24 protein-coding genes and 1 pseudogene are annotated in these 24,962 nt (G+C 64.7%); 6 read left to right on the top strand and 19 right to left on the bottom strand.

Going from position 1 to position 24,962, the window contains the following annotated elements:
* Positions 1–65 precede the first annotated feature (65 nt).
* From P5W99_RS08070 to rimO, 4 genes are all read right to left on the bottom strand, one after another.
* Positions 66–1,280: a cystathionine beta-lyase gene (locus tag P5W99_RS08070; protein WP_421079524.1), complete on the bottom strand. Its 1,215-nt coding sequence runs from the start codon at positions 1,278–1,280 to the stop codon at positions 66–68.
* 170 nt (positions 1,281–1,450) lie between these two features.
* Positions 1,451–2,041, bottom strand: a complete 591-nt coding sequence (locus tag P5W99_RS08075) for a hypothetical protein (RefSeq protein WP_434660199.1) — start codon at positions 2,039–2,041, stop codon at positions 1,451–1,453.
* Positions 2,041–2,979, bottom strand: a complete 939-nt coding sequence (locus tag P5W99_RS08080) for a sugar kinase (protein WP_434660201.1) — start codon at positions 2,977–2,979, stop codon at positions 2,041–2,043. Before P5W99_RS08080 ends, P5W99_RS08075 begins: the two co-directional genes overlap by 1 nt.
* Positions 2,980–2,984: 5 nt before the next feature.
* Positions 2,985–4,322 carry a 30S ribosomal protein S12 methylthiotransferase RimO gene (rimO, locus tag P5W99_RS08085; RefSeq protein ID WP_421043726.1) on the bottom strand — a complete coding sequence of 446 codons (1,338 nt, stop codon included), beginning with the start codon at positions 4,320–4,322 and terminating at the stop codon, positions 2,985–2,987.
* 211 nt (positions 4,323–4,533) lie between these two features.
* On the opposite strand from rimO, the pseudogene P5W99_RS08090 reads away from it, so the two are divergent.
* Positions 4,534–4,629: pseudogene (locus P5W99_RS08090) on the top strand (helix-turn-helix domain-containing protein); the annotation flags it as partial.
* 2 nt (positions 4,630–4,631) lie between these two features.
* On the opposite strand, the gene phaR reads toward P5W99_RS08090, so the two are convergent.
* The 6 genes from phaR to P5W99_RS08120 all read right to left on the bottom strand — a co-directional run bounded on the left by phaR (position 4,632) and on the right by P5W99_RS08120 (position 12,110).
* Positions 4,632–5,234 (bottom strand): polyhydroxyalkanoate synthesis repressor PhaR, encoded by a 603-nt coding sequence (gene phaR / locus P5W99_RS08095; protein WP_421024049.1) that lies wholly within the window; start codon positions 5,232–5,234, stop codon positions 4,632–4,634.
* A gap of 164 nt (positions 5,235–5,398) precedes the next feature.
* Positions 5,399–6,139 (bottom strand): 3-ketoacyl-ACP reductase, encoded by a 741-nt coding sequence (locus P5W99_RS08100; RefSeq protein ID WP_413185929.1) that lies wholly within the window; start codon positions 6,137–6,139, stop codon positions 5,399–5,401.
* Positions 6,140–6,256: 117 nt separating this feature from the next.
* The gene (locus P5W99_RS08105) at positions 6,257–7,438 is read right to left on the bottom strand and encodes an acetyl-CoA C-acetyltransferase (RefSeq protein WP_421024050.1); all 1,182 of its coding nucleotides are present in this window, start codon (positions 7,436–7,438) and stop codon (positions 6,257–6,259) included.
* Positions 7,439–7,567: 129 nt separating this feature from the next.
* Positions 7,568–9,505, bottom strand: a complete 1,938-nt coding sequence (phaC, locus tag P5W99_RS08110; protein ID WP_434660204.1) for a class I poly(R)-hydroxyalkanoic acid synthase — start codon at positions 9,503–9,505, stop codon at positions 7,568–7,570.
* Between the two features lie 446 nt (positions 9,506–9,951).
* On the bottom strand, positions 9,952–10,845 hold the full coding sequence (gene pgeF / locus P5W99_RS08115; protein WP_421024052.1) for a peptidoglycan editing factor PgeF: 894 nt from the start codon (positions 10,843–10,845) through the stop codon (positions 9,952–9,954).
* Entirely contained in the window at positions 10,842–12,110 is a 1,269-nt protein-coding gene (locus tag P5W99_RS08120; RefSeq protein ID WP_421024053.1) for an RluA family pseudouridine synthase, read from the bottom strand. Before P5W99_RS08120 ends, pgeF begins: the two co-directional genes overlap by 4 nt.
* 41 nt (positions 12,111–12,151) lie before the next feature.
* Here P5W99_RS08120 and P5W99_RS08125 point away from each other — a divergent pair, with 41 nt between their 5' ends.
* Positions 12,152–13,048 (top strand): outer membrane protein assembly factor BamD, encoded by an 897-nt coding sequence (locus P5W99_RS08125; RefSeq protein ID WP_421024054.1) that lies wholly within the window; start codon positions 12,152–12,154, stop codon positions 13,046–13,048.
* A 114-nt stretch (positions 13,049–13,162) separates the two neighbouring features.
* Here the strand turns inward: P5W99_RS08125 and rlmD are convergent, their stop codons facing one another.
* Entirely contained in the window at positions 13,163–14,467 is a 1,305-nt protein-coding gene (rlmD, locus tag P5W99_RS08130; RefSeq protein ID WP_434662492.1) for a 23S rRNA (uracil(1939)-C(5))-methyltransferase RlmD, read from the bottom strand.
* 398 nt (positions 14,468–14,865) lie between these two features.
* Here rlmD and P5W99_RS08135 point away from each other — a divergent pair, with 398 nt between their 5' ends.
* The 3 genes from P5W99_RS08135 (at position 14,866) to P5W99_RS08145 (ending at position 16,523) form a co-directional block, all read left to right on the top strand.
* Complete coding sequence (locus tag P5W99_RS08135; RefSeq protein ID WP_421079530.1) at positions 14,866–15,072, top strand: hypothetical protein; 207 nt, start codon at positions 14,866–14,868, stop codon at positions 15,070–15,072.
* Positions 15,073–15,189: 117 nt separating this feature from the next.
* Complete coding sequence (locus tag P5W99_RS08140) at positions 15,190–15,555, top strand: hypothetical protein (protein ID WP_421079531.1); 366 nt, start codon at positions 15,190–15,192, stop codon at positions 15,553–15,555.
* 68 nt (positions 15,556–15,623) lie between these two features.
* A complete protein-coding gene (locus tag P5W99_RS08145; protein WP_421024057.1) occupies positions 15,624–16,523 on the top strand; it encodes an endonuclease/exonuclease/phosphatase family protein in 900 nt (299 codons plus the stop codon).
* A 40-nt stretch (positions 16,524–16,563) separates the two neighbouring features.
* On the opposite strand, the gene P5W99_RS08150 is transcribed toward P5W99_RS08145, so the two are convergent.
* Genes P5W99_RS08150 through surE form a run of 5 tightly spaced genes read right to left on the bottom strand, consistent with a single transcriptional unit; the run spans position 16,564 to position 21,218 of the window.
* Positions 16,564–17,343 carry a 3'-5' exonuclease gene (locus P5W99_RS08150; protein WP_434660207.1) on the bottom strand — a complete coding sequence of 260 codons (780 nt, stop codon included), beginning with the start codon at positions 17,341–17,343 and terminating at the stop codon, positions 16,564–16,566.
* A 31-nt stretch (positions 17,344–17,374) separates the two neighbouring features.
* On the bottom strand, positions 17,375–18,451 hold the full coding sequence (gene rpoS, locus P5W99_RS08155; protein ID WP_421024059.1) for an RNA polymerase sigma factor RpoS: 1,077 nt from the start codon (positions 18,449–18,451) through the stop codon (positions 17,375–17,377).
* Between the two features lie 12 nt (positions 18,452–18,463).
* Positions 18,464–19,336, bottom strand: a complete 873-nt coding sequence (locus P5W99_RS08160; protein ID WP_421024060.1) for a peptidoglycan DD-metalloendopeptidase family protein — start codon at positions 19,334–19,336, stop codon at positions 18,464–18,466.
* A gap of 5 nt (positions 19,337–19,341) precedes the next feature.
* The gene (locus tag P5W99_RS08165) at positions 19,342–20,460 is read right to left on the bottom strand and encodes a protein-L-isoaspartate(D-aspartate) O-methyltransferase (protein ID WP_421024061.1); all 1,119 of its coding nucleotides are present in this window, start codon (positions 20,458–20,460) and stop codon (positions 19,342–19,344) included.
* Positions 20,457–21,218 carry a 5'/3'-nucleotidase SurE gene (surE, locus tag P5W99_RS08170; RefSeq protein ID WP_421024062.1) on the bottom strand — a complete coding sequence of 254 codons (762 nt, stop codon included), beginning with the start codon at positions 21,216–21,218 and terminating at the stop codon, positions 20,457–20,459. Before surE ends, P5W99_RS08165 begins: the two co-directional genes overlap by 4 nt.
* Before the next feature lie 298 nt (positions 21,219–21,516).
* Here surE and P5W99_RS08175 point away from each other — a divergent pair, with 298 nt between their 5' ends.
* Positions 21,517–22,488 (top strand): NADPH:quinone oxidoreductase family protein, encoded by a 972-nt coding sequence (locus P5W99_RS08175; RefSeq protein WP_421024063.1) that lies wholly within the window; start codon positions 21,517–21,519, stop codon positions 22,486–22,488.
* A gap of 87 nt (positions 22,489–22,575) precedes the next feature.
* Here P5W99_RS08175 and P5W99_RS08180 read toward each other — a convergent pair whose 3' ends face one another.
* The 3 genes from P5W99_RS08180 to P5W99_RS08190 all read right to left on the bottom strand — a co-directional run bounded on the left by P5W99_RS08180 (position 22,576) and on the right by P5W99_RS08190 (position 24,883).
* Complete coding sequence (locus P5W99_RS08180) at positions 22,576–23,829, bottom strand: CaiB/BaiF CoA transferase family protein (protein ID WP_434660210.1); 1,254 nt, start codon at positions 23,827–23,829, stop codon at positions 22,576–22,578.
* A 32-nt stretch (positions 23,830–23,861) separates the two neighbouring features.
* Positions 23,862–24,458 (bottom strand): recombination mediator RecR, encoded by a 597-nt coding sequence (gene recR / locus P5W99_RS08185; RefSeq protein ID WP_421079536.1) that lies wholly within the window; start codon positions 24,456–24,458, stop codon positions 23,862–23,864.
* A 98-nt stretch (positions 24,459–24,556) separates the two neighbouring features.
* Positions 24,557–24,883: a YbaB/EbfC family nucleoid-associated protein gene (locus tag P5W99_RS08190; RefSeq protein WP_028204938.1), complete on the bottom strand. Its 327-nt coding sequence runs from the start codon at positions 24,881–24,883 to the stop codon at positions 24,557–24,559.
* Positions 24,884–24,962 lie beyond the last annotated feature (79 nt).

Genomic DNA, 24,962 nt, shown 5'->3' on the forward strand with positions numbered 1-24,962 from the left:
CAACGGCCGCGCCTGTCCCGGGGATAGCGAACCCCGGCGACAAGCGCGGCCGTTTTGTTATGGCGTCAGTCTTGCGGGCCGCGCGCCGATGCGCCGCCTTCGAGCGTCGCGAGCGCACGCTCGAGGTCGGCGCGCAGGTCGGCTTCATCCTCGAGGCCAATGTAGAAGCGCACCAGCGTGCCGCGATGCGGCCAGTTCGCCTCCGTGCGCATCGACGCGATGTCGTAGGGCATCGCGAGACTATGCGCCCCGCCCCAGCTCCAGCCAAGCGAGAAGAGCTCGAGCGATTCGCAGAACGTGTCGATCTGGGCAGGGCTGTATTGCCCGTCGAACACCACCGAGAACAGACCGCCCGCCCCCGTGAAATCGCGCTTGTAGAACTCGTGGCCCGGACAATCGGCGAATGCGGGATGCAGCATCGCAGCGATCTCGGCGCGCGACTTCAGCCACGTCGCGAGCGCGAGCGCGGTGCGGTCGTGCGTCTCGAAGCGCGCCTTCATGCTCGGCAGGCCGCGCAGAACGAGCGAGCAGTCGTCCGACGAAACCCCGATGCCCAGCCGCATGCGCGCCGCCTTGAGCTTCAGATGCAGTTCCCGATCCCGCGTGATCGTTGCGCCCATCAGGACGTCGCTGCCGCCTGACTGATACTTCGTGAGCGCCTGCACCGAGATGTCGATGCCGTGCTCGAACGGCTTGAACGCGAGGCCCGCCGACCACGTGTTGTCGATCGCCGTGACGACGTTGCGCGCGCGCGCGGCTGCAGTGATCGCACGCACGTCGGGTACTTCCATCGTCACCGAGCCGGGCGCTTCGAGCCAGATCAACTTCGTCTCGGGGCGGATCAGCTCAGCGATGCCAGAGCCGATCATCGGATCGTAGTAGCGCGCCGTCAGCCCGAAATCGCGTGCAAGCCAGTCGCCGTGGTCGCGGTTCGGCGAATAGACGTTGTCAGGAATCAGCACGTCGTCGCCAGCCTTCAGGAGCCCGAAGTACACGTTCGAGATGGCCGAGAGACCGGACGGCTGCAACAGCGCATGCTCGCCGCCCTCGATGGCGGCAAGACGCTGCGTGAGCATCGAAGACGTGGGCGTCGCGTGCAGGCCGTAGCGCCACTGCGCGTCGTTGCGCCAGTCGAGCGCGCGCACCGACTTGAGGTCGGGGAACACGACCGTCGACGCTCGCGTGACGGGCGCGGCAAACGATTCGAAGCCGGGCGTGATGTCTTCTTCGGGGCGAACGACGCGCGTTTGCAGCGCGCGGCTGGATTCGGATTTCTTCATGTCGGATGGCAAGCGGTAAATGCGCTGGGGGTTAGATGGCGCGGTGCTCCCCAGGACGAGACCGATAACGAAACGGGAGCCGCGACGCGCGCCGCATGCAGAAGATTAACACCTGCGCTTTCGTGCGGGGCGCACCATGCGGCGCGCGCGTTATCGTGCGCAATGGCGCGTTAGTCGCCCGTCACGAGATTGCCGCCCCCGTTCACGGCCTGGCCGCCTTTCGCGGCGGGATGGGCCGCCGCGTGCGCCGCTGCCCCTGCGGCAAGCGGTTTCAAGTCGAACGGCTGCGGATTCGAGTCGTCGATTTCCATGCGGTCGCCCGAGATCGAGCCATCGTCCGCGAACGTGCCGACCCAATTGCCCGTGATACGCGAACCGTCGTCCGACTCTTCCGCTTCGAGCGTGGTGCCGGTGCGATCGCCGGCAATCAGAACGACCTCGCCCGTGTCGGTGAACTGATATTCGCCATGCACGCCGGTCTTGTCGTCCGGGTCGTCGGTCTTTGCGCCGAGCCGCATCACGATCGGACGCTTGCCGAGCGTGCCCACGTATTGCGGAAGCCCGGCGAACTCCGGGCTCGGTTTGAGCGGCGCATGCGCAGATTCCGGCGCGGCAGAGGCGTTCGCCGCATCGCTCGATGCACTGCTGCCCGCGGCGCAGGCTACGAGCGGCAACGCAAGCGCTGCTGCTGCGAAGCACGCGAAGCCATACCGCCGCACGAGATTCGATATGCTCGTGACTTTCGAGGCCGACCTTTCCATCAAGCCCCGTCCTTGGCGGCGAGCATGCGCTCGACATCCTCGCGGCGCGGAATCGGCGCGACCGCGCCATAACCCAGCGTCGAAAGCGCCGCTGCCGCGTTTGCGTATTGCGCCGCCGCGAACGGATCGTCGCCGGCCACGATCCGGGCGATGAACGCGCCGCCAAAGCAGTCGCCGGCACCTGTTGCATCGACAGCCGCTACGACGCGGCCCGGCACGAGACGGCGCTCGTGCGGCGTTGCCACATAAGAACCTTCCTTCCCGAGCTTCAGCGCGACGACACGCGAACCGAGCGAGAGCAGACGGTCGACAATCGCATCGCGATCGTCCAGGCCGGTCAGCGCCGCGACATCGTCCCAACTAGGCAGGCAGATATCGGTGACACGCAGCACCTCGGTCATGACCGCGCGGGCACGCGCGAGCGGCCAGAGTTTCAGGCGAAGGTTCGTATCGAAGCTCACCTGCACGCCATTCGCGCGTGCATGGTCGATCGCCGCGAACGCCGCGTCGCAGGCGGTGGCGCCGATCGCCACGCTAATGCCCGACAGGTGCAGCACGCGCGCGGCGGCCAGCGCGTCGAGCGGCAGATCGCGCGGCGCATAGCGGCTGGCCGCCGAACCCTTGCGCAGGTAATCGAAGGCATGGCCGTCGGGGCCATGCGAGACGAAGTACACGCCGGTCGGCGCGCTGGCGTCGACCCGTACCATCGAGGTGTCCACACCCTCGCTCGCCCACAGGTCGAGCAGCAAACGCCCGAACTGATCGTCGCCCACCGCCGAAACGAATCCCGTGCGCACGCCCTGGCGCGCCGCCGCGATGGCGAAGTTCGAGGTATCGCCGCCGAAACCCTGCAGATACTGGGGCTGGCCCTTCTCGGCCTGATTGAATTCGATCATGGCCTCGCCATAGGCGAGGACTTCTGTCGCCAGGCGTGACATGCCGATCAGACCTCGCCCCAGAGATCGTGTCCGTCGGCGCCGGTGATCTTCACCGAAACGAAGTCGCCGACCTTGTAGCGCTTCGAAGCCTTGGTCGCGGGCGCGACGTAGACCACGCCGTCGATCTCGGGCGCGTCCGCCGCCGTGCGGCCGATGCCGCCGTCGGCGTTGATCTCGTCGATGAGCACCTTGAGCGTCTTGCCGACCTTGCGCTGGATGCGCCTGGCCGAGACTTCCTCGGCCACTTCCATGAATCGCGCGCGGCGCGCCTCGCGCACTTCGTCGGGCAGCGCGCCATCGAGTTCGTTGGCGCTCGCGCCCTCGACCGGCGAGTAGGCGAAGCAGCCCACGCGGTCGAGCTCGGCTTCGCGGATGAAGTCGAGCAGCGTCTCGAACTGCTCCTCGGTCTCGCCGGGGAAGCCCGCGATGAAGGTGCTGCGGATCGTGAGGTCCGGGCACATTTCGCGCCACGCCTTGACGCGCTCCATCACCTTCTCCGCGTTCGCGGGGCGCTTCATGCGCTTGAGCACTTCGGGATGCGCGTGCTGGAACGGGACGTCGAGGTACGGCAGCACGTGCCCCTTGAACGGACCTTCCGCCATGAGCGGAATGACCTCGTCCACGCTCGGATACGGGTACACGTAGTGCAACCGCACCCACGCGCCGTACTGCGCGGCCAGCTCGCCGAGCGCGGCGACCAGATCGGTCATGCGTGTCTTGATGGGCTTGCCGTTCCAGAAGCCGGTGCGATATTTCACATCGACGCCGTAGGCGCTCGTGTCCTGCGAAATGACGAGCAACTCCTTCACGCCCGACTTGAAGAGGTTCTCCGCCTCGAGCATGACTTCCGCGACCGGACGCGAGACGAGGTCGCCGCGCATCGACGGGATGATGCAGAAGGTGCAGCGGTGATTGCAGCCTTCGGAAATCTTGAGATACGCGTAGTGACGCGGCGTGAGCTTCACGCCCGCCGGCGGCACGAGATCGACGAACGGATCGTGCGGCTTGGGCAGATGGCTGTGAACCGCCTGCATGACTTCGCCTACGGCGTGCGGGCCGGTCACGGCCAGCACCTTGGGGTGCACTTCCTCAATGAGATTCGAGCCGCTCGCGCTGGCCTTCGCGCCCAGACACCCGGTGACGATCACCTTGCCGTTCTCGTTGAGCGCCTCGCCAATGGCGTCGAGGCTCTCCTGCACGGCTTCGTCGATAAACCCGCAGGTGTTGACCACGACCAGATCGGCACCGTCATAGGAACCCGAGATTTCGTAACCCTCGGCGCGCAGTTGGGTGAGGATCTGCTCCGAGTCGACGAGCGCTTTGGGGCAGCCGAGGGATACCATCCCTACGCGCGGTGCAGGATTGCGGGAGGTCGTTGATTCAACAGGGTTTTTCACGTGTACGTCCGGATGTGGGGCGCACGGCGGAGAATGCGCCGCGCGAGATCAAGCCAATCTGCCATTTTACCCGTTTGGCGTATCGAGCGGCGCGCGCTGTCTGGCCAGCATCGAGTGGAGTCAGGGTCAGATGGAAGATGGCCGGCGATCAATCCGGGAACAGGGGCGGCGCTAGCCAACCGGCGCCGCGCAAACATTGTTGCGCGTCGCCGAGCGCCATCCGGAAGCACTGCGCGACCCGAGAAGCGCCTGAGCTTACTTCTTCTCGTTTTCGCCGCTGCCGCCCTCGTTGGTGCCTTGCGCGGGCGAGCCAGGCGCGACGGGCTTGAACGGAAAGCTGCTGAACATGTTCTTGGCCTGGTTCTGCATTTGCTCCTGCATCTGCACGAACATGTTCTTCGATTGCTCGATGTAGCTGGTCATCATGCCCTGCATCATCGGCGCCTGCATATTCATGAACTGCGACCAGACCTCAGGATTCATCGCGTTGCCTTCATAGAGGCTCTTCGACTGATCGGCGAGTTTGTTCTGGATGTCGATGAACGCCTGGATGTTCTTCTCCAGGTAGGTGCCCATCATGCCCTGCATCGCATGTCCGTAGAAACGGATGATCTGCGAGAGCATCGACGACGAGAACATCGGCAAGCCGCCGCTCTCCTCTTCCAGAATGATTTGCAGCAGGATGCTGCGCGTGAGGTCTTCGTTGCTCTTCGCATCGATGACCTTGAACTCCTCCTGATCGAGCACGAGTTGCTTCACATCGGTCAACGTGATGTAGGTGCTCGTCTCCGTGTCGTACAGCCGACGGTTCGGATATTTTTTGATCAGCCGTTCGGCGGTCTTCTTTGTAGTCGTCATGTGTCGCCCTTGTAAGCGCCAACGCGCGACGGCAGATACCATCGCGCGCTGCGCTGTCTTCCAGCCCGGTAGCGGAGCCTGCCCCGGCGTGCAAACAGGCCCGCCACCGCCGTCGATCCCTGCGATACCGCGCGCCCCTGTCACGCACGCGGCGTCGCGCGGGATCAGCCCATGTGCAACCCGCCGTTCAGCGAGAAGTCAGCACCGGTTGAGAAGCCCGACTCATCCGAGGCGAGCCATGCGACGATCGAGGCGATTTCCTCGGGAGCACCGAGGCGGCGCACCGGGATGGTCGCGACGATCTTTTCCAGCACGTCGGGACGAATCGACTTCACCATGTCCGTGCCGATATAGCCGGGCGAAACAGTGTTGACCGTCACGCCCTTGGTGGCCACTTCCTGCGCGAGCGACATCGTGAAGCCGTGAATCCCGGCCTTGGCCGTCGAATAGTTCGTTTGCCCGAACTGGCCCTTCTGGCCATTCACCGACGAGATATTGATGATGCGCCCCCATCCGCGCTCGACCATGCCGTCGATCACCTGCTTCGTGACATTGAAGAGGCTCGTTAGATTAGTGTCGATCACGGCGGTCCAGTCTTCGCGCGTCATCTTGCGAAACACCACGTCCCGCGTGATGCCGGCGTTGTTGACGAGCACGTCGACCTCACCCACTTCGGCTTTGACCTTGTCGAACGCCTGCTTCGTCGAATCCCAGTCGCCAACGTTGCCTTCCGAGGCGACGAAGTCGAAGCCCAGCGCTTTCTGGTCTTCGAGCCATTTGGTACGGCGCGGCGAGTTCGGTCCGCAACCCGCGACTACCTTGAAGCCCTGCTTCGCGAGGCGCTGGCAGATTCCCGTTCCGATGCCGCCCATCCCGCCCGTGACATACGCAATACGCTGTGACATAAACCACACTCCATTATCGTTTTCCGGAGCGCCGACCGACGGCCCCGGCCTCGCGTCCAATCCGTTGCTGCCGCGACCCGGTTGCGCTCAATCGAGCTCAATCGAGCTCAAGCGCGCTCAAGCGCGCTCGAGCGCAAGCGCCACGCCCATGCCGCCGCCGATGCACAGCGAGGCCAGACCGCGCTTTGCATCACGGCGCTGCATCTCGTGCAGCAGCGTCACCAGAATCCGGCAGCCCGATGCGCCGATCGGGTGACCAATCGCAATCGCGCCACCGTTCACGTTGATCTTCGACGTGTCCCAGCCCATCTGCTTGTTCACGGCCAGCGCCTGCGCCGCGAACGCCTCGTTGATCTCCATGAGATCGAGGTCGCTAGCTGACCAGCCCGCGCGCTCCAGCGCTCGCTTCGATGCCGGCACCGGGCCCATGCCCATCACCTTCGGATCCACGCCGCCCGCCGCATACGCCTTGATGCGCGCAAGCGGCGTGAGGCCCAGCGCCTCGGCCTTCTTCGCCGACATCACCACCACCGCCGCCGCGCCGTCGTTCAGCCCCGACGCGTTGGCCGCCGTCACCGTGCCTTCCTTCGAGAACGCCGGCTTCAGGCCCGCGAGCGACTCCGCCGTCACGCCGTGACGCACGAATTCGTCGGTCTTGAACACCAGCGGATCGCCCTTGCGCTGCGGAATTTCCACCGGCACGATTTCCGCGTCGAAGCGGCCCGCCTTCTGCGCGGCTTCCGCCTTGTTCTGCGACAGCGCCGCGAATGCGTCCTGCTCTTCGCGCGTGATGCCGTATTCCTTCGCGACGTTTTCCGCAGTCACGCCCATGTGGTACTGGTTGTAAACGTCCCACAGACCATCGACGATCATGGTGTCGACGAGCTTCGCGTCACCCATGCGGAAGCCGTCGCGCGAGCCCGGCAGCACGTGTGGCGCCGCGCTCATGTTCTCCTGGCCGCCGGCCACGACGATCTCCGAATCGCCCGCGATAATCGCGTTGGCCGCGAGCATCACCGCCTTCAGGCCCGAGCCGCACACCTTGTTGATCGTCATGGCGGGCACCGCTGCGGGCAGCCCGGCCTTGAGCGACGCCTGGCGCGCAACGTTCTGGCCCGAACCCGCGGTCAGCACCTGACCCATGATCACGTCGCTCACCTGCTCGGGCTTCACGCCCGCGCGTTCCAGCGCCGCCTTGATGACCAGCGCGCCCAGATCGGGCGCGGCAATCTTTGCCAGCGAACCGCCGAATTTGCCCACCGCGGTACGCGCGGCCGAAACGATCACGATATCCGTCATTTTCAGTTCCTCCAGGCGGCGGGAAGTTGCGAAAGCCACCTGCCCGTCACGTTAAAAACCCTTCACAACGCCTCGCCGCAACATTCGCGGCGGGCGCTTCGAACCCATCCACTCCGCGCTTCGGCCGCCTCAGTCGCGCTGCTGCACGTAACGCCCGGGCGCGGGCTCAATCTCTGGAAACTCCGCCGAGCCGGGCTGCGCACGCGGCTTCACCTTCTTGCCGCCAAACTGGTCGAGCCACTCGATCCAGCTCGGCCACCAGCTGCCGGGCTTTTCCTCGGCATTGGCAAACCACTCGTCGGCTTCGTCGGGCAGGTGCTTCGCGTCGGTTTCGACGCTCCAGTAGCTGCGCTTGTTTTTCGAAGCGGGATTGATCACACCTGCGATATGCCCTGACGCGCCCAGCACGAACTTGAGCGGCCCGGAAAGCAGCGGCACCGAAGCATAGGCGCTGCGCCACGGCACGATGTGATCCTCGCGCGAGCCGTAGATGAAGGTCGGCACATCGACGCGCGAGAGATCCACTTCCTCGCCGCACACGGTGAGCGCGCCAGGCTCGCGCAGCTTGTTCTCAAGATAGGTATTGCGCAGATACCATGCATACATCGGGCCCGGCAGGCTGGTCGAGTCGCTGTTCCAGTACAGCAGATCGAACGCGGCGGGCGTGCGGCCCTTCAAGTAATTGTCGACGACGTAGTTCCAGACCAGATCGTTCGGGCGCAGGAACGAGAACGTGTTCGCGAACTCGACACCGCGCATCAGCCCCGGCGTGCCGCCGTTCTTGCCGCCGATGGTCTGCTCGCGCATCTGCACGTGCGCCTCGTCGATGAACACGTCCAGCACGCCCGTATCGGAGAAGTCGAGCATCGTCGTGAGCAGCGTCATCGACGCCGCAGGATGCTCGCCGCGCGCCGCAGCGACGGCCAGCGCCGTGGCGAGCAGCGTGCCCCCCACGCAGAAGCCGAGCGTGTTGATCTGCTCGCGCCCGCTGATGCTGCGCGTCGTCTCGATGGCGGTCAGCACCCCCTCCTCGATGTAGTCGTCCCAGCCCTTATGGGCGATCGACGCGTCGCCGTTATGCCAGGAAACGAGGAACACCTGCTGCCCCTGCTCCAGCGCATACGCCACGAGCGAATTCTCGGGTTGCAGATCGAGGATGTAGTACTTGTTGATGCACGGCGGCACGAGCAGCAGCGGCCGCTCGTGCACGGTCGCCGTGCGTGGCTTGTACTGGATGAGCTGGAACAGCGCGTTCTCGAACACCACCGAGCCTTCGGTGTTCGCGAGATTGCGGCCCACCACGAAGCGCGATTCGTCGGTTTGCGAAATCTTGCCGCGCGACATGTCGCCGAGCAGATTCATCACGCCCTGGCGCAGGCTCTCGCCATGGCTTTCGAGCAGCGCGTGCTGTGCCTCGGGGTTGAGCGCGAGGAAATTGCTGGGCGACGCGGCCGCCGTCCATTGCTGAACCGCGAAGCGGATGCGCTCGCGCGTTTTTGCATCGGTGTCGATGGCGTCGACCATCTCATGCAGGTAACGCGCATTGAGCAGATACCACGCCGCCGTGAACGCATAGGCCGGCGTGGCCTTCCACGCGTCCGCGTTGAAGCGGCGGTCCTTGAGTTCCGGGGCCTTGGGCGAGGCGGCAGACGCCTCGCGCAGAAGTTCGAGCGCATCGCGCGAGTACTCGGCCTGCAGATGCTGCAAACGCGAAGGCTCGATCGACGCCGATGGCAGCTTGAACGCCTCGAGCGCGCCCAAGGCGGAACGCATTGCGGCGGGATTCATTGCAGCGTTAAATGCCGCCTGAACGGGATTCGGCGCAGCATTCGCGGCGCCGTTGGCCATGCCGGGCCAGAACGCGCCGGGTTGCCCCGCCGCCTGGCCCCAGTGCTGCATACCCGGTTGCTGCGCAGCATCCATGGCACTGCGCCATGCCTGCGTCCATGCATCGAGCATCTGTTGCATGCCAGCGGCGTCCGGTGTGAATTTCGGAATGAAAGACTGTGCACCGTCGGTTGAAGCGCCCGCACCCGGGGTTGTCGAGGAACGTTGAGATGCCGTCATGCCTGCTTTTGACCGATGTGTCCCGGAGGACTGGTTGAGAGGCAGGTGGTCCGCTAGCGGAGCACGGCTGCTAGTGTGCGCCCGGTCGCGTCCTGTCCCGTAGTTGAGGGACATTCTTGCTCCCCACTGCAAAGCGTGTCAATGCTTGTGCCCGATTTTGCCGCACTGCGATATTTTTTTTATTATCGTTTTCCCGATGTAAGCCATTCTTAAATTGGCTGACACAATGCGTCGCGCACGGCAGTGCAAAAAAAGCACCATGCGCGCAAGCGCTTGCAGTGCAATGCAGGAATCGCCAGACTAATTTGAATTGCATGGAATACGGCGCTTCGCGCCAACAATGCAGCGCAGCAAAATATGGCGAATCGAGATTTAAAACCGATGTTTGAAATGTTCAGCAGGAAGCCGCGCATTTGAAATCGCGAAGCGGCTCCTCACCGCACGATTCAAGGCGTGAGCCAGATGAGCGCCGCCATGCGTCCCGTCACGCGTTCGCGGCGATAAGAGTAGAACCGTTCACGATCGGTAAAAGTGCATAGCCCCCCGCCGCTGATATGCGTCACGCCGATTTCAGCAAGCCGCAGGCGCGCGAGGCAGCCCAGATCAGCGAGATACTTGCCGGGCGCCTCTGGGCGCGGCACGAATGCCGATGCTGTGCCGAGGCGCACGGCATCGCGCCGCGCACCATCGATGGCCTCGACGTGGTCCATGAACGCGGCGCGCACGTCCTCCCCCACTTCGAACGCCTTCGGGCCGATTGCCGGCCCAAGGTACGCGTGCAGTTCGCTCGCGGCACAGCCCGCGAGCGCGGCCACGCGTTGCGCGGTTTTCTCGATGACGCCTGCAGCGAGCCCACGCCACCCCGCATGCGCCGCGCCGACGGCCCGCCCCGCGCCATCGCTAATCAGCACGGGCATGCAGTCGGCGACCATCACCGCGCAGGCGATGCCCGGCTGGTCGGTCACGCTCGCATCGGCTTCGAGCAGGGTACCCGCGCGAGCGGACTCGAGCGCGGCGGCCGCGTCTACCACCACCGGTCCGTGAACCTGCTTCAGCCACGCGGCCGGCACGCCAGCATAGGCGAGCAAGCGCGAGCGGTTGGCCTCGACGTGCTCCAGATCGTCGCCGGACGAACGGCCCAGGTTCAGGCCGCACGGCAGTTCCACGCCGCCTTCGTGCGCCGCATCCGCCAGGGACGCCGCATCTGCCCGCCAACGGCCGAACGGCGGCAAGCTCACGCCGCCGTTACGCGTGGTCACGATCGCGCGCACGCGCGGCGCCACATGCCAATCCGGTTGCAGCAAATCGGCGGAAGTCAGTTCGTGGCAGGTCGTAGTCATACCGGCTTGTTCTCCTCGTCCTCTTCGCCTTCGTCGTCTTCTTCGTCGTAGTCGTAATCGTCCTCGTCGCTGCCGATGACGTAGCCCTCGTCGGTGTACGCGCTATCGAACATCTCTTCGTCGAAGCCGTGCTCGTCCTCGCCGTCTTCGCGGCCGAAGCCGAGCGCTTCGATCAGCGCGTCCATGTCGTCGGGCACCTCGGCGCGCCATTGCATCGCGCGGCCCGTGACCGGATGGATCAGGCCGAGACGCCACGCGTGCAGCGCCTGGCGCGCGAAGCCGCCAGGCAGCGCGGCGACCGAGCGCTTGCCGCGCGCGTGCCCATAGACCGGGTCGCCGAGCAGCGGATGGCCGATGGCCGCGCAGTGCACACGGATCTGGTGCGTGCGGCCCGTCTCCAGGTCGCAATGGATCGCGCTCACCGGCTGGTTGTGCCAGAGGGTCTTGTCGATGCGCCGGAAGTGCGTGCGCGCGGGCTTGCCCGAGGCACCCGACACGACCGCCATGCGCGTGCGCTCGCGCGGGTCGCGGCCGATGGGCGCGTCGATCGTGCCCTCATCGCGAATATTGCCCCACACGAGCGCGAGATAGCGGCGCTTGACCGTGCGCGCCTGCAACTGGCGCACGAGATCGGTCTGCGCTTCGAGCGTGCGCGCAACCACCATCAGCCCCGAAGTTTCCTTGTCAAGCCGGTGCACGATGCCCGCGCGCGGCAGGCCCGCCGCCGCCTCGCCGTAGCGGTGCAGCAGGCCGTTGAGAATCGTGCCGCTCCAGTTGCCGGCTGCCGGATGCACCACGAGCCCCGCAGGCTTGTTGATTACGACGATGGCGTCGTCCTCGTAGACGACATCGAGCGGTAGGGGCTCGGGGGTGAACGCGAGCTGTTCTGGCAGCAGATCGGGAACGAGTTCGATGACGGCGCCCAGCGGCACCGGCTGGCGCACCTTGGCCGGCTTGCCGTCGACGCGCACGCGCTGCTCCTCGATCCAGCCTTGCAGACGGCTGCGTGAAAACTCGGGAAACACTTTGGCGAGCACCTTGTCGAGCCGCTCGCCGGCAAGCTCGTCCGGCACCTCGACGCGGCGGGCTTCCTGCTCCTGCTGGGCGCGACGCGTGCGCGGCGCGGCGGCGCACGCGTTGCCAATGGGGGCGTCATCGCGCGCCTCGCCGGCTGCTGCGTCATTGGGCTCATCGCCCAGGCTATAATCGCTGATGCTGTTTTGGGCGCCGGGAGCGCCGGCCCCCCGAATAACTGAACGGGTCATTGAGTCTGGGTCACCTGTGGACCTGTAGCTGGACTGGATAAATGCGAGCCTTGAACACGATTACGAAACTGGCCCAAGAAACAATGGCCCGAAACGCTACGCGCACGGCGCGAGCACGAACGCTCGGCAAGATCGGCAACGTTGTTCGCATTGCCGCCTGCGGTGCCGCGCTCGCCGTGGTCGCGGCCTGCCACGGCCTGCCGCAAAAAACCGACGAAACGGCAACGTGGAATAACAACAAATTATATACGGAGGCCCAGGACGCGCTCTCCAGCGGCGACTGGGGCAAATGCGCGAAATACTTCGAACAGCTCGAAGGTCGCGACCCGTTCGGCCACTTCGCCCAGCAGGCGCAGATCAACGTCGCCTACTGCAGCTGGAAGGATAACGAGAACGATGCCGCCGACCAGGCCATCAACCGTTTCATCCAGTTGCACCCCGATCATCCGGACATCGCCTACGCGTACTATCTGAAGGGCATGATCCACTTCAACGACGATCTCGGTCTGTTCGGCCGCTTCTCCGGCCAGGACATGAGCGAGCGCGATCCGAAGTCGCTGCGCGAGTCGTATGACGCGTTCAAGGTCGTCGTCGACAGGTTCCCGAAGAGCAAGTACGCGCCAGACGCGGCGCAGCGCATGCGCTACATCGTGAACGCACTCGCCTCGCACGAAGTGCACGCGGCCGACTACTACTACCGTCGCGGCGCCTACGTGGCGGCGATCAATCGCGCGCAACTCGCGATCCAGGACTACAAGAGCGCGCCGGCAATCGAGGATGCCTTGCACATCATGATCCTCTCGTATCAGAAGCTGAATCAGCCGCAGATGGCCGAGGACACCCGCCGCGTGCTCGCAGCCACGTTCCCGGACAGCCCGTATATCACGGGCCATGCGCGTGCTGGCAAGGAGAGCAAGCCGTGGTACCAGATCTGGTAATCACCGCTTCGGCCCAATCGGTCCAAAAAAATCGCCACGGAAATCCGTGGCGATTTTTTTTGCCGCCATCGATTGCCGAGCGGCCAGGAAAGGCACCGGAGGCGCCGTCCTCGTTCAGTCGCGTTCGAACAGCGCGATCGACTCGACGTGCGACGTGTGCGGAAACATGTTGACCACCCCCGCGCCCTTGAGCCGGTAACCCGCTTCGTTCACCAGCACGCCCGCGTCGCGAGCGAGCGTCGCCGGGCTGCACGACACGTAGACGATACGCGTGGGCAGCGGCCCGTCGCCGCTCTTCGCGATCTCGGCCAGCGCCTGTGACACCGCGAGTGCACCTTCGCGCGGCGGATCGATCAGGAATTTGTCGAAGGCGCCGAGCGCGCGAAGGTCGTCGGCGGTGACTTCGAACAGATTGCGGCACGCAAACGACGTATGGCCGTCCACGCCGTTAGCACGCGCGTTTTCGAGTGCACGCGCCGTCAGCGTATCGCTGCCCTCGATGCCCACCACTTCGCGGGCGAGACGCGCGAGCGGCAGCGTGAAGTTGCCGATGCCGCAAAACAGGTCGAGCACGCGATCGCCCGCCCCGGGCGCGAGCAGGCGCAGCGCGCGGCCCACGAGCACGCGGTTGATCTGATGATTGACCTGCGTGAAATCCGTGGGCTTGAAGGGCATGCGGATATCGAACTCGGGCAGCGTGTAGTCGAGCGCCTTGTCGAGCGGATAAAACGGGAACACCGTGTCCGGCCCCTTGGGCTGCAGCCAGAACTGCACGTTGTGCTGATCGGCAAAGGCGCGCAGCAAGTCTTCGTCGGCGGCGGTGAGCGGCTCGAGGATGCGCAGCACCAGCGCCGTCACGCTCGATCCAACGGCCAACTCGATCTGCGGCATGCGATCGCGAATCGACAGCGCCTCGACCAGCCGGCGCAGCGGCACGAGCATGGCCGAGACGTGCGGCGGCAATACTTCGCAGCTCGTCATGTCCGCGACATAGCTGCTCTTGCGTTCGTGGAACCCCACCAGCACGCCGCCCTTCTTAGGCACATTGCGCACGGTCAGGCGCGCACGGTAGCGATAGCCCCACGACGGCCCATGGATTGGCCGGAACATCGTTTCGGCACGTACCTTCGAGAGATGCATGAGATTGTCTTCGAGCACGCGCTGCTTGACGGCGATCTGGGCGCGCACGTCCAGATGCTGCATCGAGCAGCCGCCACACGTGCCGAAGAACTGGCACTGCGGCCTCGTGCGGATCGCGCTCTCACGCAGCACGTTCACGACCTGGGCCTGCTCGAAGCTCGGCTTCTTGCGGTAACTCAAGTATGTGACCTGCTCGCCCGGCAAAGCGCCCTCGACGAAGATCACCTTGCCGGGTTCGCCCGTTTCGGTGACGGTGCGGCCCACGCCACGCGCCTCCATGTCGAGGGACTCGATTTCCAGAATCGGGGCATGAGCAACCGACGCTTCGATGGATGCGCGTTTCTCGGCACGGCGCTCGCGCTTGCTGCGCTTCTTCGCGGGCACGGGCACAGAAGCAGCGGCAGTGGATTCGGTGCGGCCGGCTTCGGCTTGAGGGTCGGGGGCAGCTTGAGACACCAGCGGGTTCCTGACAGACAGTGAGGGGGAATTTTTCAGGCGAAGGCGAGATTGTAGTCGATTCGGCGTCGCCTCCCCTACCCGCGCTACGACACGCACCCGCTCACGCCGGTATGCGCACTCGCGCGCTTTCAAATTAATCCGATATCCGGCGCCGGCACCGGTCAGTACGATGTTTCTCGCGATGTGCCATATGAGGCCAGCGCCCGAGACCCGACATCATGGACATACTCCTCTCCGATCATGGCTTTGCGATCCCGCTGGTCATGCTTTGCACTGCGGTTGTATTACTCGCTCCTTTTCTGGGAGTGCCGCCTCGTCGCGCCATCGCACGGCGCCGCTCGTATGCGGTCGGCGCAGTCATGTCAGGCAGCCAGCTCCTGATGATCGGCCTCATTTATCTCGTCGTCCGCTTCGTATTCGATTGAGTGGCCGAGTAAACGGCCCCGCACGTGCACGCGATGCTTTGGATTCCTTGGCACGTTGAATTGAGACGAATCCGATAGGAAATTTCTCACCGGGAGCGTACAGATAGCGCACCCATCATGATCTTCTGGTTTGAAATGAACAAACTGCTTTATGCGATGCTCGTCACAACTGTCCTCGGCGCGAGCGCCTGCACCTCGCCGACGCCCGCACCTGACGTAACGATTTCCTCCGTCATGCGTGGCATGACGCAAACCGAGGTTACCAAGCGCATCGGGCCACCCGATCGCATATTTGGCGAAAATGGCAACGAGTGCTACCAGTATGCGCTCGGCGACTACGGGAACGTGCCCTTTGCCGTGTACTTCAAGCAGCGCGTCATATCGGCGACCGCGCGCGGGAAATGCGACCTGGCCCTGGTACGCGCGGCAGCCGGGCCCGCCGTGGCCTATCATTCATCCGATTACGCGGTCATGCGCCGATAACCCGCTCGCGGCCACTCCTCGGAGTCTGGCGACTCGGCCATTCAATGATGCGTGAACCGGAGCCGGTCATGAAACTCGTTAGCTGGAACGTGCAGTGGGGGCGCGACGCATCAGGCGTCGTGGATCTCGCGCGCACGGTGCGCGAAGCCCGCCGCCTCGCCGACTTCGACATCCTGTGTCTGCAGGAAATCACGCGAGGCTTTCACGCGCTGCCCGGCGGTCCTGGCAACGATCAATTCGCCGAACTGGCAACGCTTCTACCCGGCTTCACAGTAATCGAGGCAATCGGTGCCGATCTGAGTGCCGATTTGAGCGTCATTCCGGCCACTGCGCCAGGCACGGGGCCCGCACCGCGCCGGCAGTTCGGCAATGCGATCGCCACACGCCTGCCCGTCGCCCAGGTGTTCCGCCATCTGCTGCCCTGGCCCGCCGATCCTGCCGCGCCGTCGATGCAGCGCGTCGCGCTCGAAGCGGTGCTCGATGTGTCCGGCGCTACGTCGTCAGGCGGCGCATTGCGCGTGCTCGTGACACATCTGGAGTTCTATTCCACGCGCCAGCGGCTTGCACAGGTCGATGCGCTTCGGCAACTGCAGCAGGAAGCCGCCGCCCACGCGGCACACCCCGCCCCCGCCGAAAACGCCGCAGGACCGTTCGCTCGTACCGCGCGACCAGTGAGTGCAATTGTCTGTGGAGATTTCAACAGCGCTTTCGGCAGCGCCGCTTACACACGCATGCTTGAGCCGCTTGCCGGCAGTCCGGCATTCGTCGATGCCTGGATGTCGCTGCATCCCGGCGCGACGCCACCGCCCACAGCGGGCGTCTTCGACACCGTGCAATGGTCCGACGGGCCGCTCGCCTGCGACTTCGTGTTCGTCACCGAGGATTTGCGCGGGCGCCTAAAGCACTGTGAGATCGACGGCGCCATCGAAGCATCCGATCATCAGCCCATCGTGCTCGAGCTGGACTGACCCAGTGGGCCGACCAGGTAGACCCCCCAGGCCCCGGCGCTCACTGGCCGAACGCTTCCAGATATTCCTGCCAGTGCGCCGCGGGCTCGGCCGCGAGCGATTGCTTCACGAACAGGATTTCGTCGTCGTATTCGCGCTCGGTGAAGCCGCCGCGCATCATCTGGAAGCGGCAATAGAGCAAATACGTGTTGACCACGTCGGTCTCGCAGTAGTTGCGGATTTCCTCGATGCGCCCCTGCTGAAACAACGTCCACACCTGGCCGCCGTCCATCCCGAGCTTGCCCGGAAAGCCGCACAGTTTCGCAAGCGCATCGAGCGGCGCGTTGGCGCGCGGCTGATACAGAGCGAGCAGGTCCATCAGGTCAGTGTGACGTGAGTGGTAGCGGCTGATGTAGTTGTTCCACTTGAAGTCGCGGTCTTCTTCGCCCATTTCCCAGTAGCGCACCGCGCGGATGCCGTGCACCAGTGCCCGATAGTGCAGCACCGGCAGGTCGAAGCCGCCGCCGTTCCACGACACGAGTTGCGGCGTGTACTTTTCGATGGTGCGATAGAACGAATCGATCAGCTTTGCTTCGCCGTCTTCGGGCGTACCGAGCGAGCGCACGCGAAAGCCCTGGCCGTCGCGGAACACGCACGAAATCGCGGCCACGCGCTGCAGATGATGCGGCAGGAAATCGCTGCCGGTTTTCTCGCGGCGCGCGGCGAACGCGTGCTCGGCCACTTCGGCGTCGGTGAGCGAAGCGGGCAGATCTTCGAGGCGGCGAATGCCGTCGACATCGGGAATCGTCTCGATGTCGAATACAAGTACAGGAACTGTCATTCGGGTTAACTGCGAGGTGGACTGCGAGACTTTATAGAACAGCGTCCTTGCGCACGCCGTTCGAAGCGAAAAAGCGCTTGAGGCGCACCAGCGCTTCTTGCTGGATTTGCCGCACACGCTCGCGGGTGAGGCCCATTTCGTCGGCCAGCTCTTCGAGCGTGGCGGGCTCGATATGGTTCAGTCCAAAGCGCCGCTCGATGACATGGCGATGCTTGTCCGAGAGCCGGCCGAGCCAGGCGCGCGTGAGCGTCTCGAGCTCGCGATGCTGCACCTCAGCGTCGGGCGACTGGCTCTGGTCGTCCGAGAGCAGATCGAGCAGGCTGCTTGCCGGATCCAGGTCGAGCGGCGCATCGAGCGAAGCGGTGTGTTCGTTGAGCGCGAGGATGTCGGTGACTTCCTCGGTGGTCTTGCCCGTGAGATAGGCGATGTCGTCGATGCTCGCGTCGCGCCGGTCGGACGCCGAATCGGCGTTCAGCGAATTCTTCTCCAGATGGCGCTTCGCGCGTAGCACCTGATTGAGCTCGCGAATCACATGCACCGGCAGGCGCACCGTGCGCGCCTGGTTCATGATCGCGCGCTCGATGCTCTGGCGGATCCACCAGGTGGCGTAAGTCGAAAAGCGGAAGCCGCGCGTCGGATCGAACTTCTCGATCGCGTGCATCAGGCCGAGGTTGCCCTCTTCGATCAAGTCGAGCAGCGGCACGCCACGGTTCAGATAGCCCTTCGCAATGCTGACGACGAGACGCAGATTGCGCTCGATCATGACCTGTCGAGCCTCGAATTCGCCGGCCTTGGCAAGACGCGAGTAGCGCTGCTCTTCCTCGACGGTGAGCAGCGGCTTCACACTGATCCGGTTCAGATAATGCTGGATGGTGTCGGCCGTGAGTTCGGCCTGCAGCATCGCGCGAAAGTCGTCCGCATCGGGCGGCGCTTCCGCTACTTCTTCACTCTCGCGGCCGCCCTCTTCAGAGCCGGACTCGCGCTCGTCGAGCTCGCGTGTGTTCTCGAGTTCTTCGTCGTCGCCCTGCCGAGCGCCGTCCTCCACCGAAACCTGGGCGGCTTGACTGTCAGACTCGGACTGCTGCAGACGGCGCTTCGATTTCGGCATATTCGGCTCGCTTTATTGCGGCGGCAAGTACTTCATAGGGTCGACGGGCTTGCCCTGACGGCGTACTTCGAAATGCAGCATCACGCGGTCCGAATCGGTATTACCCATCTCGGCAATTTTCTGACCCTTCGTGACCGCATCTCCTTCTTTTACCATCAAAGCCCGGTTGTGTGCGTACGCTGTCAAAAACGTCGCGTCATGCTTGATGATAATGAGATTGCCGTAACCGCGCAGCCCATTTCCGGCATAAACCACTCGGCCGTCCCCGGCAGCCTTGATCGACTCTCCAGCCGAACCGCCGATATTGATGCCCTTGTTCTTCGCATCGTCGAAGCTGTTGAGCACCGGGCCACGCACCGGCCACGCAAGCGACACGCTGCCGGGCGCCGCGGCCATGTCGCCACCGCTTGCCTGCGGGGGCACAGCAGCAACGGGCGGCGGCGCGCCCACGCCCGAACCGTACATCGGCGGCATCGCAGACGAGCCCGGCTGTGCGCCCGGCGCCGGCGCAGCGACGGCACCCGGCGCGCTGCTCGCACCATTCGGCGGCGCGACGCGCAGCAATTGATCCACCTCGATCTGGTTCGGGTTGGTGAGATTGTTCCACGTAGCAACGTCGCGGTAGTTCTGACCGTTTTCGAGCGCAATCCTATAGAGAGTGTCGCCCGGCTTCACCCGGTAGTATCCCGGAGGAGGCGGCCCGAGCGGCACCGCCGGCTGTGCGCCCGCCGTCCCGAGCGGCGCGGTGCGGTCAACGACAGGTGCGTTGTCGAGGCGCGTCGCGCAAGCCGTCAGCAGGCAGAGCGCGATGACCGAAGCACCGTTACGGGCCGCGGTCAGGTCGATATTCAAGCGTTTTCTTTGCATCGCGCGCAACATACTCATCGGTTTCAAATCACTCCGGATTTTAAAGGGACAAAGAAAACGCGATCAAGCCGCGACTCCCGCCACTGCGCAGGCCCCGTACGCTCGACGAGCGTGAGCACCTGGGTCGTCTCGCCCTGCTCCGCGACAGGCGCGACGAGCCGTCCGCCAATGGCGAGTTGTTCGAGCAGCGCCTGCGGCACCTCGAAGCCGGCGGCGGCGATCACGATCGCGTCGAACGGCCCCGCCGACGGCAAACCGAGCCTTCCGTCGCCGTAGTGCAAGCGGATGTTCGGGATGCGCAACGGGCGCAGGTTCGTTTTTGCGCGTTCGTATAACGGCTTGACGCGTTCAATCGAATACACATCGCGTGCAATCCGGCTCAGCACCGCGGCCTGATAGCCGCAGCCGGTGCCGATTTCGAGCACGCGCTCGAGGTTGCGGCCCGCGCCCGCGAGTTCGAGCATGCGGGCGACTACCGAGGGCTTCGAAATGGTCTGGTGATGGCCAATCGGCAAAGCCGCATCTTCGTAGGCTTGGGTCGCGAGGCCGGGGTCGACGAACATGTGGCGCGGCACACCCGCAATTGCCTGGAGCACACGCGGGTCGGCAATGCCATTCGCACGCAGGCGTTCGACCATGCGTTCGCGAACCCGTTCCGAAGTCAGCGCGTGTGCGCCATTGAGCGCGACACCTGGCGCCCCCGAGCTGGGCGCCGCACCCGGGCGCGCGTTGGCTGCCGGCCGTGCCTGTGCGCTCCTGGCCGCGGATGTAGTCGCAGAAAAGAACGCCGCGGGGCGCTGCGCCTGCTCGCTGCGGCGCACCTCGGACTTGCGCGCAGGCGACGCTGCCGCATGCAATGCTCCGGGCGCTTTTGCGGGTTGAATGGCGTGCGCGGTGGATGACGAACCAGGCGCGCTCTTCACGCCCGCCAAGCCCTTGACGCCGGCACTTTTCGCAGGCGCGGCTTTGGCCACCGGATTGACTGCCTGCTTCGATACGCCGCCTGGCCGGCTCGTTCGCCCGAGCGGCGCACGCGCCTCGCCCGGCCGCCCATCGTGACGATCCTGGCCGTCATGACGCCGCGGCTCGCGCACGAGATCCGCGAGACCGAGCGGGAAACGCTTCGTGCGCTCGCCCGTCATGAAGCGCTGCCACCCTGACGCACCCAATCGTGCGTCGCCGGCAACATCTGCGTGTGTGTAAGGTCGAGTTGCAGCGGCGTAATCGACACGTGACCGTGCGACACCGCATGAAAGTCCGTGCCCTCGCTCGCGTCGCGCGCGCTGCCCGAGGGGCCGATCCAGTAGATCGGTTCGCCGCGCGGATTGGTCTGGCGGATCACAGGCTGCGATGGATGGCGTTTGCCCAGACGCGTGACACGCCATTCGCCGAGTTCGTCGTATGGCAAATTGGGGATGTTGACGTTGAGCAGCGGACTGCCCGGCAGCGGATTCGCCAGATAATGCTCGACGATTTCGGCCGCCACGCGCGCGGCGGAGTCGAGGTGCGCCCAATCTTTGTCGACGAGCGAGAACGCAATGGCCGGCATGCCGAACATGATGCCTTCGGTGGCGGCCGCCACCGTGCCCGAATACAGCGTGTCCTCGCCCATGTTCTGGCCGTTGTTGATACCGGACACCACCAAGTCGGGCTTGTGATCGAGCATGCCCGTGAGCGCGATATGCACGGAGTCGGTGGGCGTGCCGTTCACGTAATAGAAGCCCGTAGTCGCGGAGCGCAGCACCGAAAGCGGGCGCCACAGCGTGAGCGAGTTGGAAGCGGCGCTGCAGTTCTGCTCGGGCGCCATTACCGTAACCTCGCCGAGCGGCTTGAGCGCTTCGTAGAGCGCGGCAAGGCCGGGGGCGAGATAACCGTCGTCGTTGCTGATCAGGATTCGCATCCGCCGATTGTAACCGAGGAAAGAAGGCAGGCGAACGACAGGCCGGTGTGCGCCACGCCGTTGCGCAGGGGCTAATTCGTGGCGCATTCCAACGCGTGCAGGGAATCTTGCGCGCTTCGCTTTTCTCCCGCTTCTCGCGCCCGTTGCGCGGTCTTTTCTATCCGCGCACGGACCGGATCGATCACCCGACCCAAGAAATAAATGCACGGTCGTTCGCATTCACCAGGATTACCGTACACTGTGGCGCTGAGCCTTATCCATGACAGCCCCGCCAGAACGGCAGAAGACAGGAGATACGATGCGCGCAATCCGCTGCAACCAGTACGGCCCGCCCGAAACGCTCACCCTCGAAGACCTGCCTGAACTCGTGCCAGGCGCGGGCCAGGTCGTGATCGACGTGAAAGCGGCCGCCGTCAATTTCCCGGACGTCCTGATCATCGAGAACAAATATCAGGTCAAGCCCCCGCTGCCCTTCACGCCCGGCGCCGAAGTCGCCGGCATCGTGCGCGCCGTCGGCGAGGGCGTGACGCTCGCACCCGGCATGCGCGTGGTCGCCTATGTCGGCAACGGCGGGTTCGCGGAGCAGGTGCTTGCCGATGCCGCCGCCTGCGTGCCACTGCCTGAAGGCGCCGATTTCGCCACTGCGGCTGCCTTCACGCTCGCCTACGGCACTTCGCATCACGCTGTGGTCGACCGCGCCGCGCTGCGCGCCGACGAAACGATGCTCGTGCTCGGCGCGGCCGGCGGTGTAGGCCTGGCTGCGGTGGAGATCGGCAAGGCGCTGGGGGCGCGCGTGATCGCCGCCGCATCGAGCGACGAAAAGCTCGAGGTCTGCCGCCGCTTCGGCGCCGACGCCACCATCAACTACAGCACCGAGGACCTGCGCGAGCGCATCAAGGCGCTCACCGACGGCAAGGGTCCTGACGTGATCTACGACCCGGTCGGCGGCGTCTATGCCGAACCGGCATTTCGCAGCATCGGCTGGCGCGGGCGCTATCTCGTGGTCGGCTTCGCCAACGGCGAAATTCCGAAGCTGCCGCTGAACCTCACGCTGCTCAAGGGTGCGAGCATCGTCGGCGTGTTCTGGGGCGATTTTGCGCGCCGCGAGCCGCAGCGCAATGCAGCGGCCTTCGCGCAGATGGTGGGCTGGATCGGCGAAGGCAAGCTCAAGCCCTATGTCTCGAAGCGTTATGCGCTCGCCGACACCGCGCAGGCACTCAAGGACATGGCCTCGCGCAAGGTGACGGGCAAGATCGTGATCGAGCCCTGAGCGGCACGCGGCGCGTTACCCCGGCAGGAATAAAAAAGGCTCGCAGCGCGCGAGCCTTTTTGGGTTTCCGGCCCGGTCACCGCGCTGCTAGACGATTTGTTGCGCGTGCAACTGTGCGATGCGCTCCGCGTCATAACCGAGCGAGCGCAAAACTTCGTCGGTGTGCTCACCCAGTTCGGGGCCGAGCCAGCGCGTGTCGCCCGGTGTCTCCGAGAGCTTGGGCGTGACCGCCGGCAGCGCGATATCGACGCCCTCGCCCCCCTGCGCGTCCTTCTTCTGCCAGCGGAACTGCTGGATCATCTGGCGCGCGGCGAACTGCGGATCGGCGAACATGTCAGCCACCGTGTAGATGCGGCCCACAGGCACGTCAGCAGCGTTGAGCACGTCGAGCGCTTCGTCGATGGTGCGCGCCGCGAGCCACTCTGCAATCGCGCCGTCGATCTCCGCAGTGCGCGGCACACGGCCGTCGTTGTGCGCAAGGCCGGCATCGTTGGCGAGGTCGTCGCGATCGATCGCCGTCATGAGACGCTTGAAGATCGGATCGCTGTTGCCGCCGATCACGATGCTGCCATCACGGCACGGATAGGTGTTCGACGGCACGATGCCCGGCAGCGAGGCGCCAGTGCGCTCGCGCACAATGCCGTACACGCCGTACTCGGGCACCACGCTCTCCATCATGTTGAATACGGCCTCGTAGAGCGCGACGTCCACGATCTGGCCGCTGCCGCCGTTCACGTTGCGATGATGAAGCGCCATCATTGCGCCGATCACGCCGTGCAGCGCCGCGATCGAGTCGCCGATCGAAATGCCGATGCGCGGCGGCGGCAACTCGGGATAGCCGGTGATGTGGCGCAGCCCGCCCATCGACTCGGCAATCGCGCCGAATCCAGGACGGTCCCGATACGGGCCGGTCTGGCCATAACCCGAGAGCCGCACCATCACGAGACCGGGGTTCTCCTTCGAGAGCACGTCGTAGCCGAGACCGAGCTTTTCGAGCAGGCCAGGCCGGAAGTTCTCGACGACGATATCGGCTTCTTTTGCGAGCCGGCGCACGATCTCCTTGCCTTCCTCGGCCTTGAGATTGATCGTCACCGACTTCTTGTTGCGTGCCTGCACCGCCCACCAGAGCGAGGTGCCGCCCACTTCGGGATAGAGCTTGCGCCACTTGCGCAGCGGGTCGCCGCCCTTCGGGTCCTCGATCTTGATGACCTCGGCGCCGAATTCGCCAAGAAAGCGCGCGGCGAACGGACCTGCGATCAACGTGCCGAGCTCCAGCACTTTCACGCCTGCGAGCGGGCCGGCTGGTTTCGCTGCGGATTCAGGGGAAGAGGCTGCCCTCATGAGACTCCTTGTGTTCTGCAACCGGCGCGTCGCTACATCGAGCGCCGGTCGAGCATTGCGCGGGCAATGGTGCCCGCGTCGACGTATTCCAGTTCGCCGCCCACCGGCACGCCACGCGCGAGGCGCGTGACGGCGAGGCCTCGCGCCTTGAGCGTCTGGCCGAGGTAATGCGCGGTTGCCTCGCCTTCGTTGGTGAAATTGGTTGCGAGCACAACTTCCTTGACGATGCCGTCCGAGGCGCGCTTCACGAGGCGGTCGAAATGAATTTCCTTGGGACCGATACCGTCCAGCGGACTTAGATGGCCCATCAGCACAAAATACAGCCCGCGATAAGTCATGGTCTGCTCGAGCATGATCTGGTCGGCGGGCGTCTCCACGACGCACAGGAGCGTGGGGTCGCGCTCATCGTCGAGACACGTTTCGCATATCTGAGCTTCGGTGAAGGTATTGCACTTCTCGCAATGCTTCAGATGGTCGGTCGCGAACAGCAGCGCGCGGCCGAGCTTTTCAGCGCCGTCCCGGTCGTGCTGCATCAGGTGATAAGCCATGCGCTGCGCCGACTTCGGCCCGACACCGGGCAATACGCGCAGCGCCTCGACGAGCGCCGCCAGGGCGGAAGGTTGTTTCATGCGGATTCAGCGTGGCAATGCATGAGCGTGCGCGGCGGCCAGGAAAACCACCGCGCACAGGCTGCGCGCAGCCACCGGGCCGCGCGGCGCGCCTGGGGTTAGAACGGCATCTTGAAGCCCGGCGGCAGCGGCAGACCCGCGGTCATGCCGCCCATCTTTTCCTGCGACGTGGCTTCGGCCTTGCGCACGGCGTCGTTGAACGCGGCGGCGACGAGGTCTTCGAGCATGTCCTTGTCGTCGGCGAGCAGGCTCGGATCGATCGACACACGGCGCACGTCGTTACGGCACGTCATCGTGACCTTGACCAGGCCGGCGCCTGCCTGACCCTCGACTTCGATCTGGGCAAGCTGCTCCTGCATCTTCTTCATGTTTTCCTGCATCTGCTGCGCTTGCTTCATGAGCCCGGCGAGTTGACCTTTCAACATTTCACTGCTCCTTCTGGATCATGTGTGATTCGTAAAAAATGATGTGTTCGCACGCGCGACGCCCGGGGCGCCGCGCCGC

Origin of the sequence: Paraburkholderia sp. A3BS-1L (assembly GCF_051125215.1) — a bacterium.
Taxonomy (GTDB): Bacteria; Pseudomonadota; Gammaproteobacteria; order Burkholderiales; family Burkholderiaceae; genus Paraburkholderia.

What these genes read in the sequence shown, in the direction of transcription:
- P5W99_RS08070 (WP_421079524.1), bottom strand. Translation starts at nt 1,280, where the DNA reads ATGAAGAAATCCGAATCCAGCCGCGCGCTGCAAACGCGCGTCGTTCGC.
- P5W99_RS08075 (WP_434660199.1), bottom strand. Translation starts at nt 2,041, where the DNA reads ATGGAAAGGTCGGCCTCGAAAGTCACGAGCATATCGAATCTCGTGCGG.
- P5W99_RS08080 (WP_434660201.1), bottom strand. Translation starts at nt 2,979, where the DNA reads ATGTCACGCCTGGCGACAGAAGTCCTCGCCTATGGCGAGGCCATGATC.
- rimO (WP_421043726.1), bottom strand. Translation starts at nt 4,322, where the DNA reads ATGGTATCCCTCGGCTGCCCCAAAGCGCTCGTCGACTCGGAGCAGATC.
- phaR (WP_421024049.1), bottom strand. Translation starts at nt 5,234, where the DNA reads ATGACGACTACAAAGAAGACCGCCGAACGGCTGATCAAAAAATATCCG.
- P5W99_RS08100 (WP_413185929.1), bottom strand. Translation starts at nt 6,139, where the DNA reads ATGTCACAGCGTATTGCGTATGTCACGGGCGGGATGGGCGGCATCGGA.
- P5W99_RS08105 (WP_421024050.1), bottom strand. Translation starts at nt 7,438, where the DNA reads ATGACGGATATCGTGATCGTTTCGGCCGCGCGTACCGCGGTGGGCAAA.
- phaC (WP_434660204.1), bottom strand. Translation starts at nt 9,505, where the DNA reads ATGACGGCATCTCAACGTTCCTCGACAACCCCGGGTGCGGGCGCTTCA.
- pgeF (WP_421024052.1), bottom strand. Translation starts at nt 10,845, where the DNA reads ATGACTACGACCTGCCACGAACTGACTTCCGCCGATTTGCTGCAACCG.
- P5W99_RS08120 (WP_421024053.1), bottom strand. Translation starts at nt 12,110, where the DNA reads ATGACCCGTTCAGTTATTCGGGGGGCCGGCGCTCCCGGCGCCCAAAAC.
- P5W99_RS08125 (WP_421024054.1), top strand. Translation starts at nt 12,152, where the DNA reads ATGCGAGCCTTGAACACGATTACGAAACTGGCCCAAGAAACAATGGCC.
- rlmD (WP_434662492.1), bottom strand. Translation starts at nt 14,467, where the DNA reads ATGGAGGCGCGTGGCGTGGGCCGCACCGTCACCGAAACGGGCGAACCC.
- P5W99_RS08135 (WP_421079530.1), top strand. Translation starts at nt 14,866, where the DNA reads ATGGACATACTCCTCTCCGATCATGGCTTTGCGATCCCGCTGGTCATG.
- P5W99_RS08140 (WP_421079531.1), top strand. Translation starts at nt 15,190, where the DNA reads ATGATCTTCTGGTTTGAAATGAACAAACTGCTTTATGCGATGCTCGTC.
- P5W99_RS08145 (WP_421024057.1), top strand. Translation starts at nt 15,624, where the DNA reads ATGAAACTCGTTAGCTGGAACGTGCAGTGGGGGCGCGACGCATCAGGC.
- P5W99_RS08150 (WP_434660207.1), bottom strand. Translation starts at nt 17,343, where the DNA reads ATGACAGTTCCTGTACTTGTATTCGACATCGAGACGATTCCCGATGTC.
- rpoS (WP_421024059.1), bottom strand. Translation starts at nt 18,451, where the DNA reads ATGCCGAAATCGAAGCGCCGTCTGCAGCAGTCCGAGTCTGACAGTCAA.
- P5W99_RS08160 (WP_421024060.1), bottom strand. Translation starts at nt 19,336, where the DNA reads ATGAGTATGTTGCGCGCGATGCAAAGAAAACGCTTGAATATCGACCTG.
- P5W99_RS08165 (WP_421024061.1), bottom strand. Translation starts at nt 20,460, where the DNA reads ATGACGGGCGAGCGCACGAAGCGTTTCCCGCTCGGTCTCGCGGATCTC.
- surE (WP_421024062.1), bottom strand. Translation starts at nt 21,218, where the DNA reads ATGCGAATCCTGATCAGCAACGACGACGGTTATCTCGCCCCCGGCCTT.
- P5W99_RS08175 (WP_421024063.1), top strand. Translation starts at nt 21,517, where the DNA reads ATGCGCGCAATCCGCTGCAACCAGTACGGCCCGCCCGAAACGCTCACC.
- P5W99_RS08180 (WP_434660210.1), bottom strand. Translation starts at nt 23,829, where the DNA reads ATGAGGGCAGCCTCTTCCCCTGAATCCGCAGCGAAACCAGCCGGCCCG.
- recR (WP_421079536.1), bottom strand. Translation starts at nt 24,458, where the DNA reads ATGAAACAACCTTCCGCCCTGGCGGCGCTCGTCGAGGCGCTGCGCGTA.
- P5W99_RS08190 (WP_028204938.1), bottom strand. Translation starts at nt 24,883, where the DNA reads ATGTTGAAAGGTCAACTCGCCGGGCTCATGAAGCAAGCGCAGCAGATG.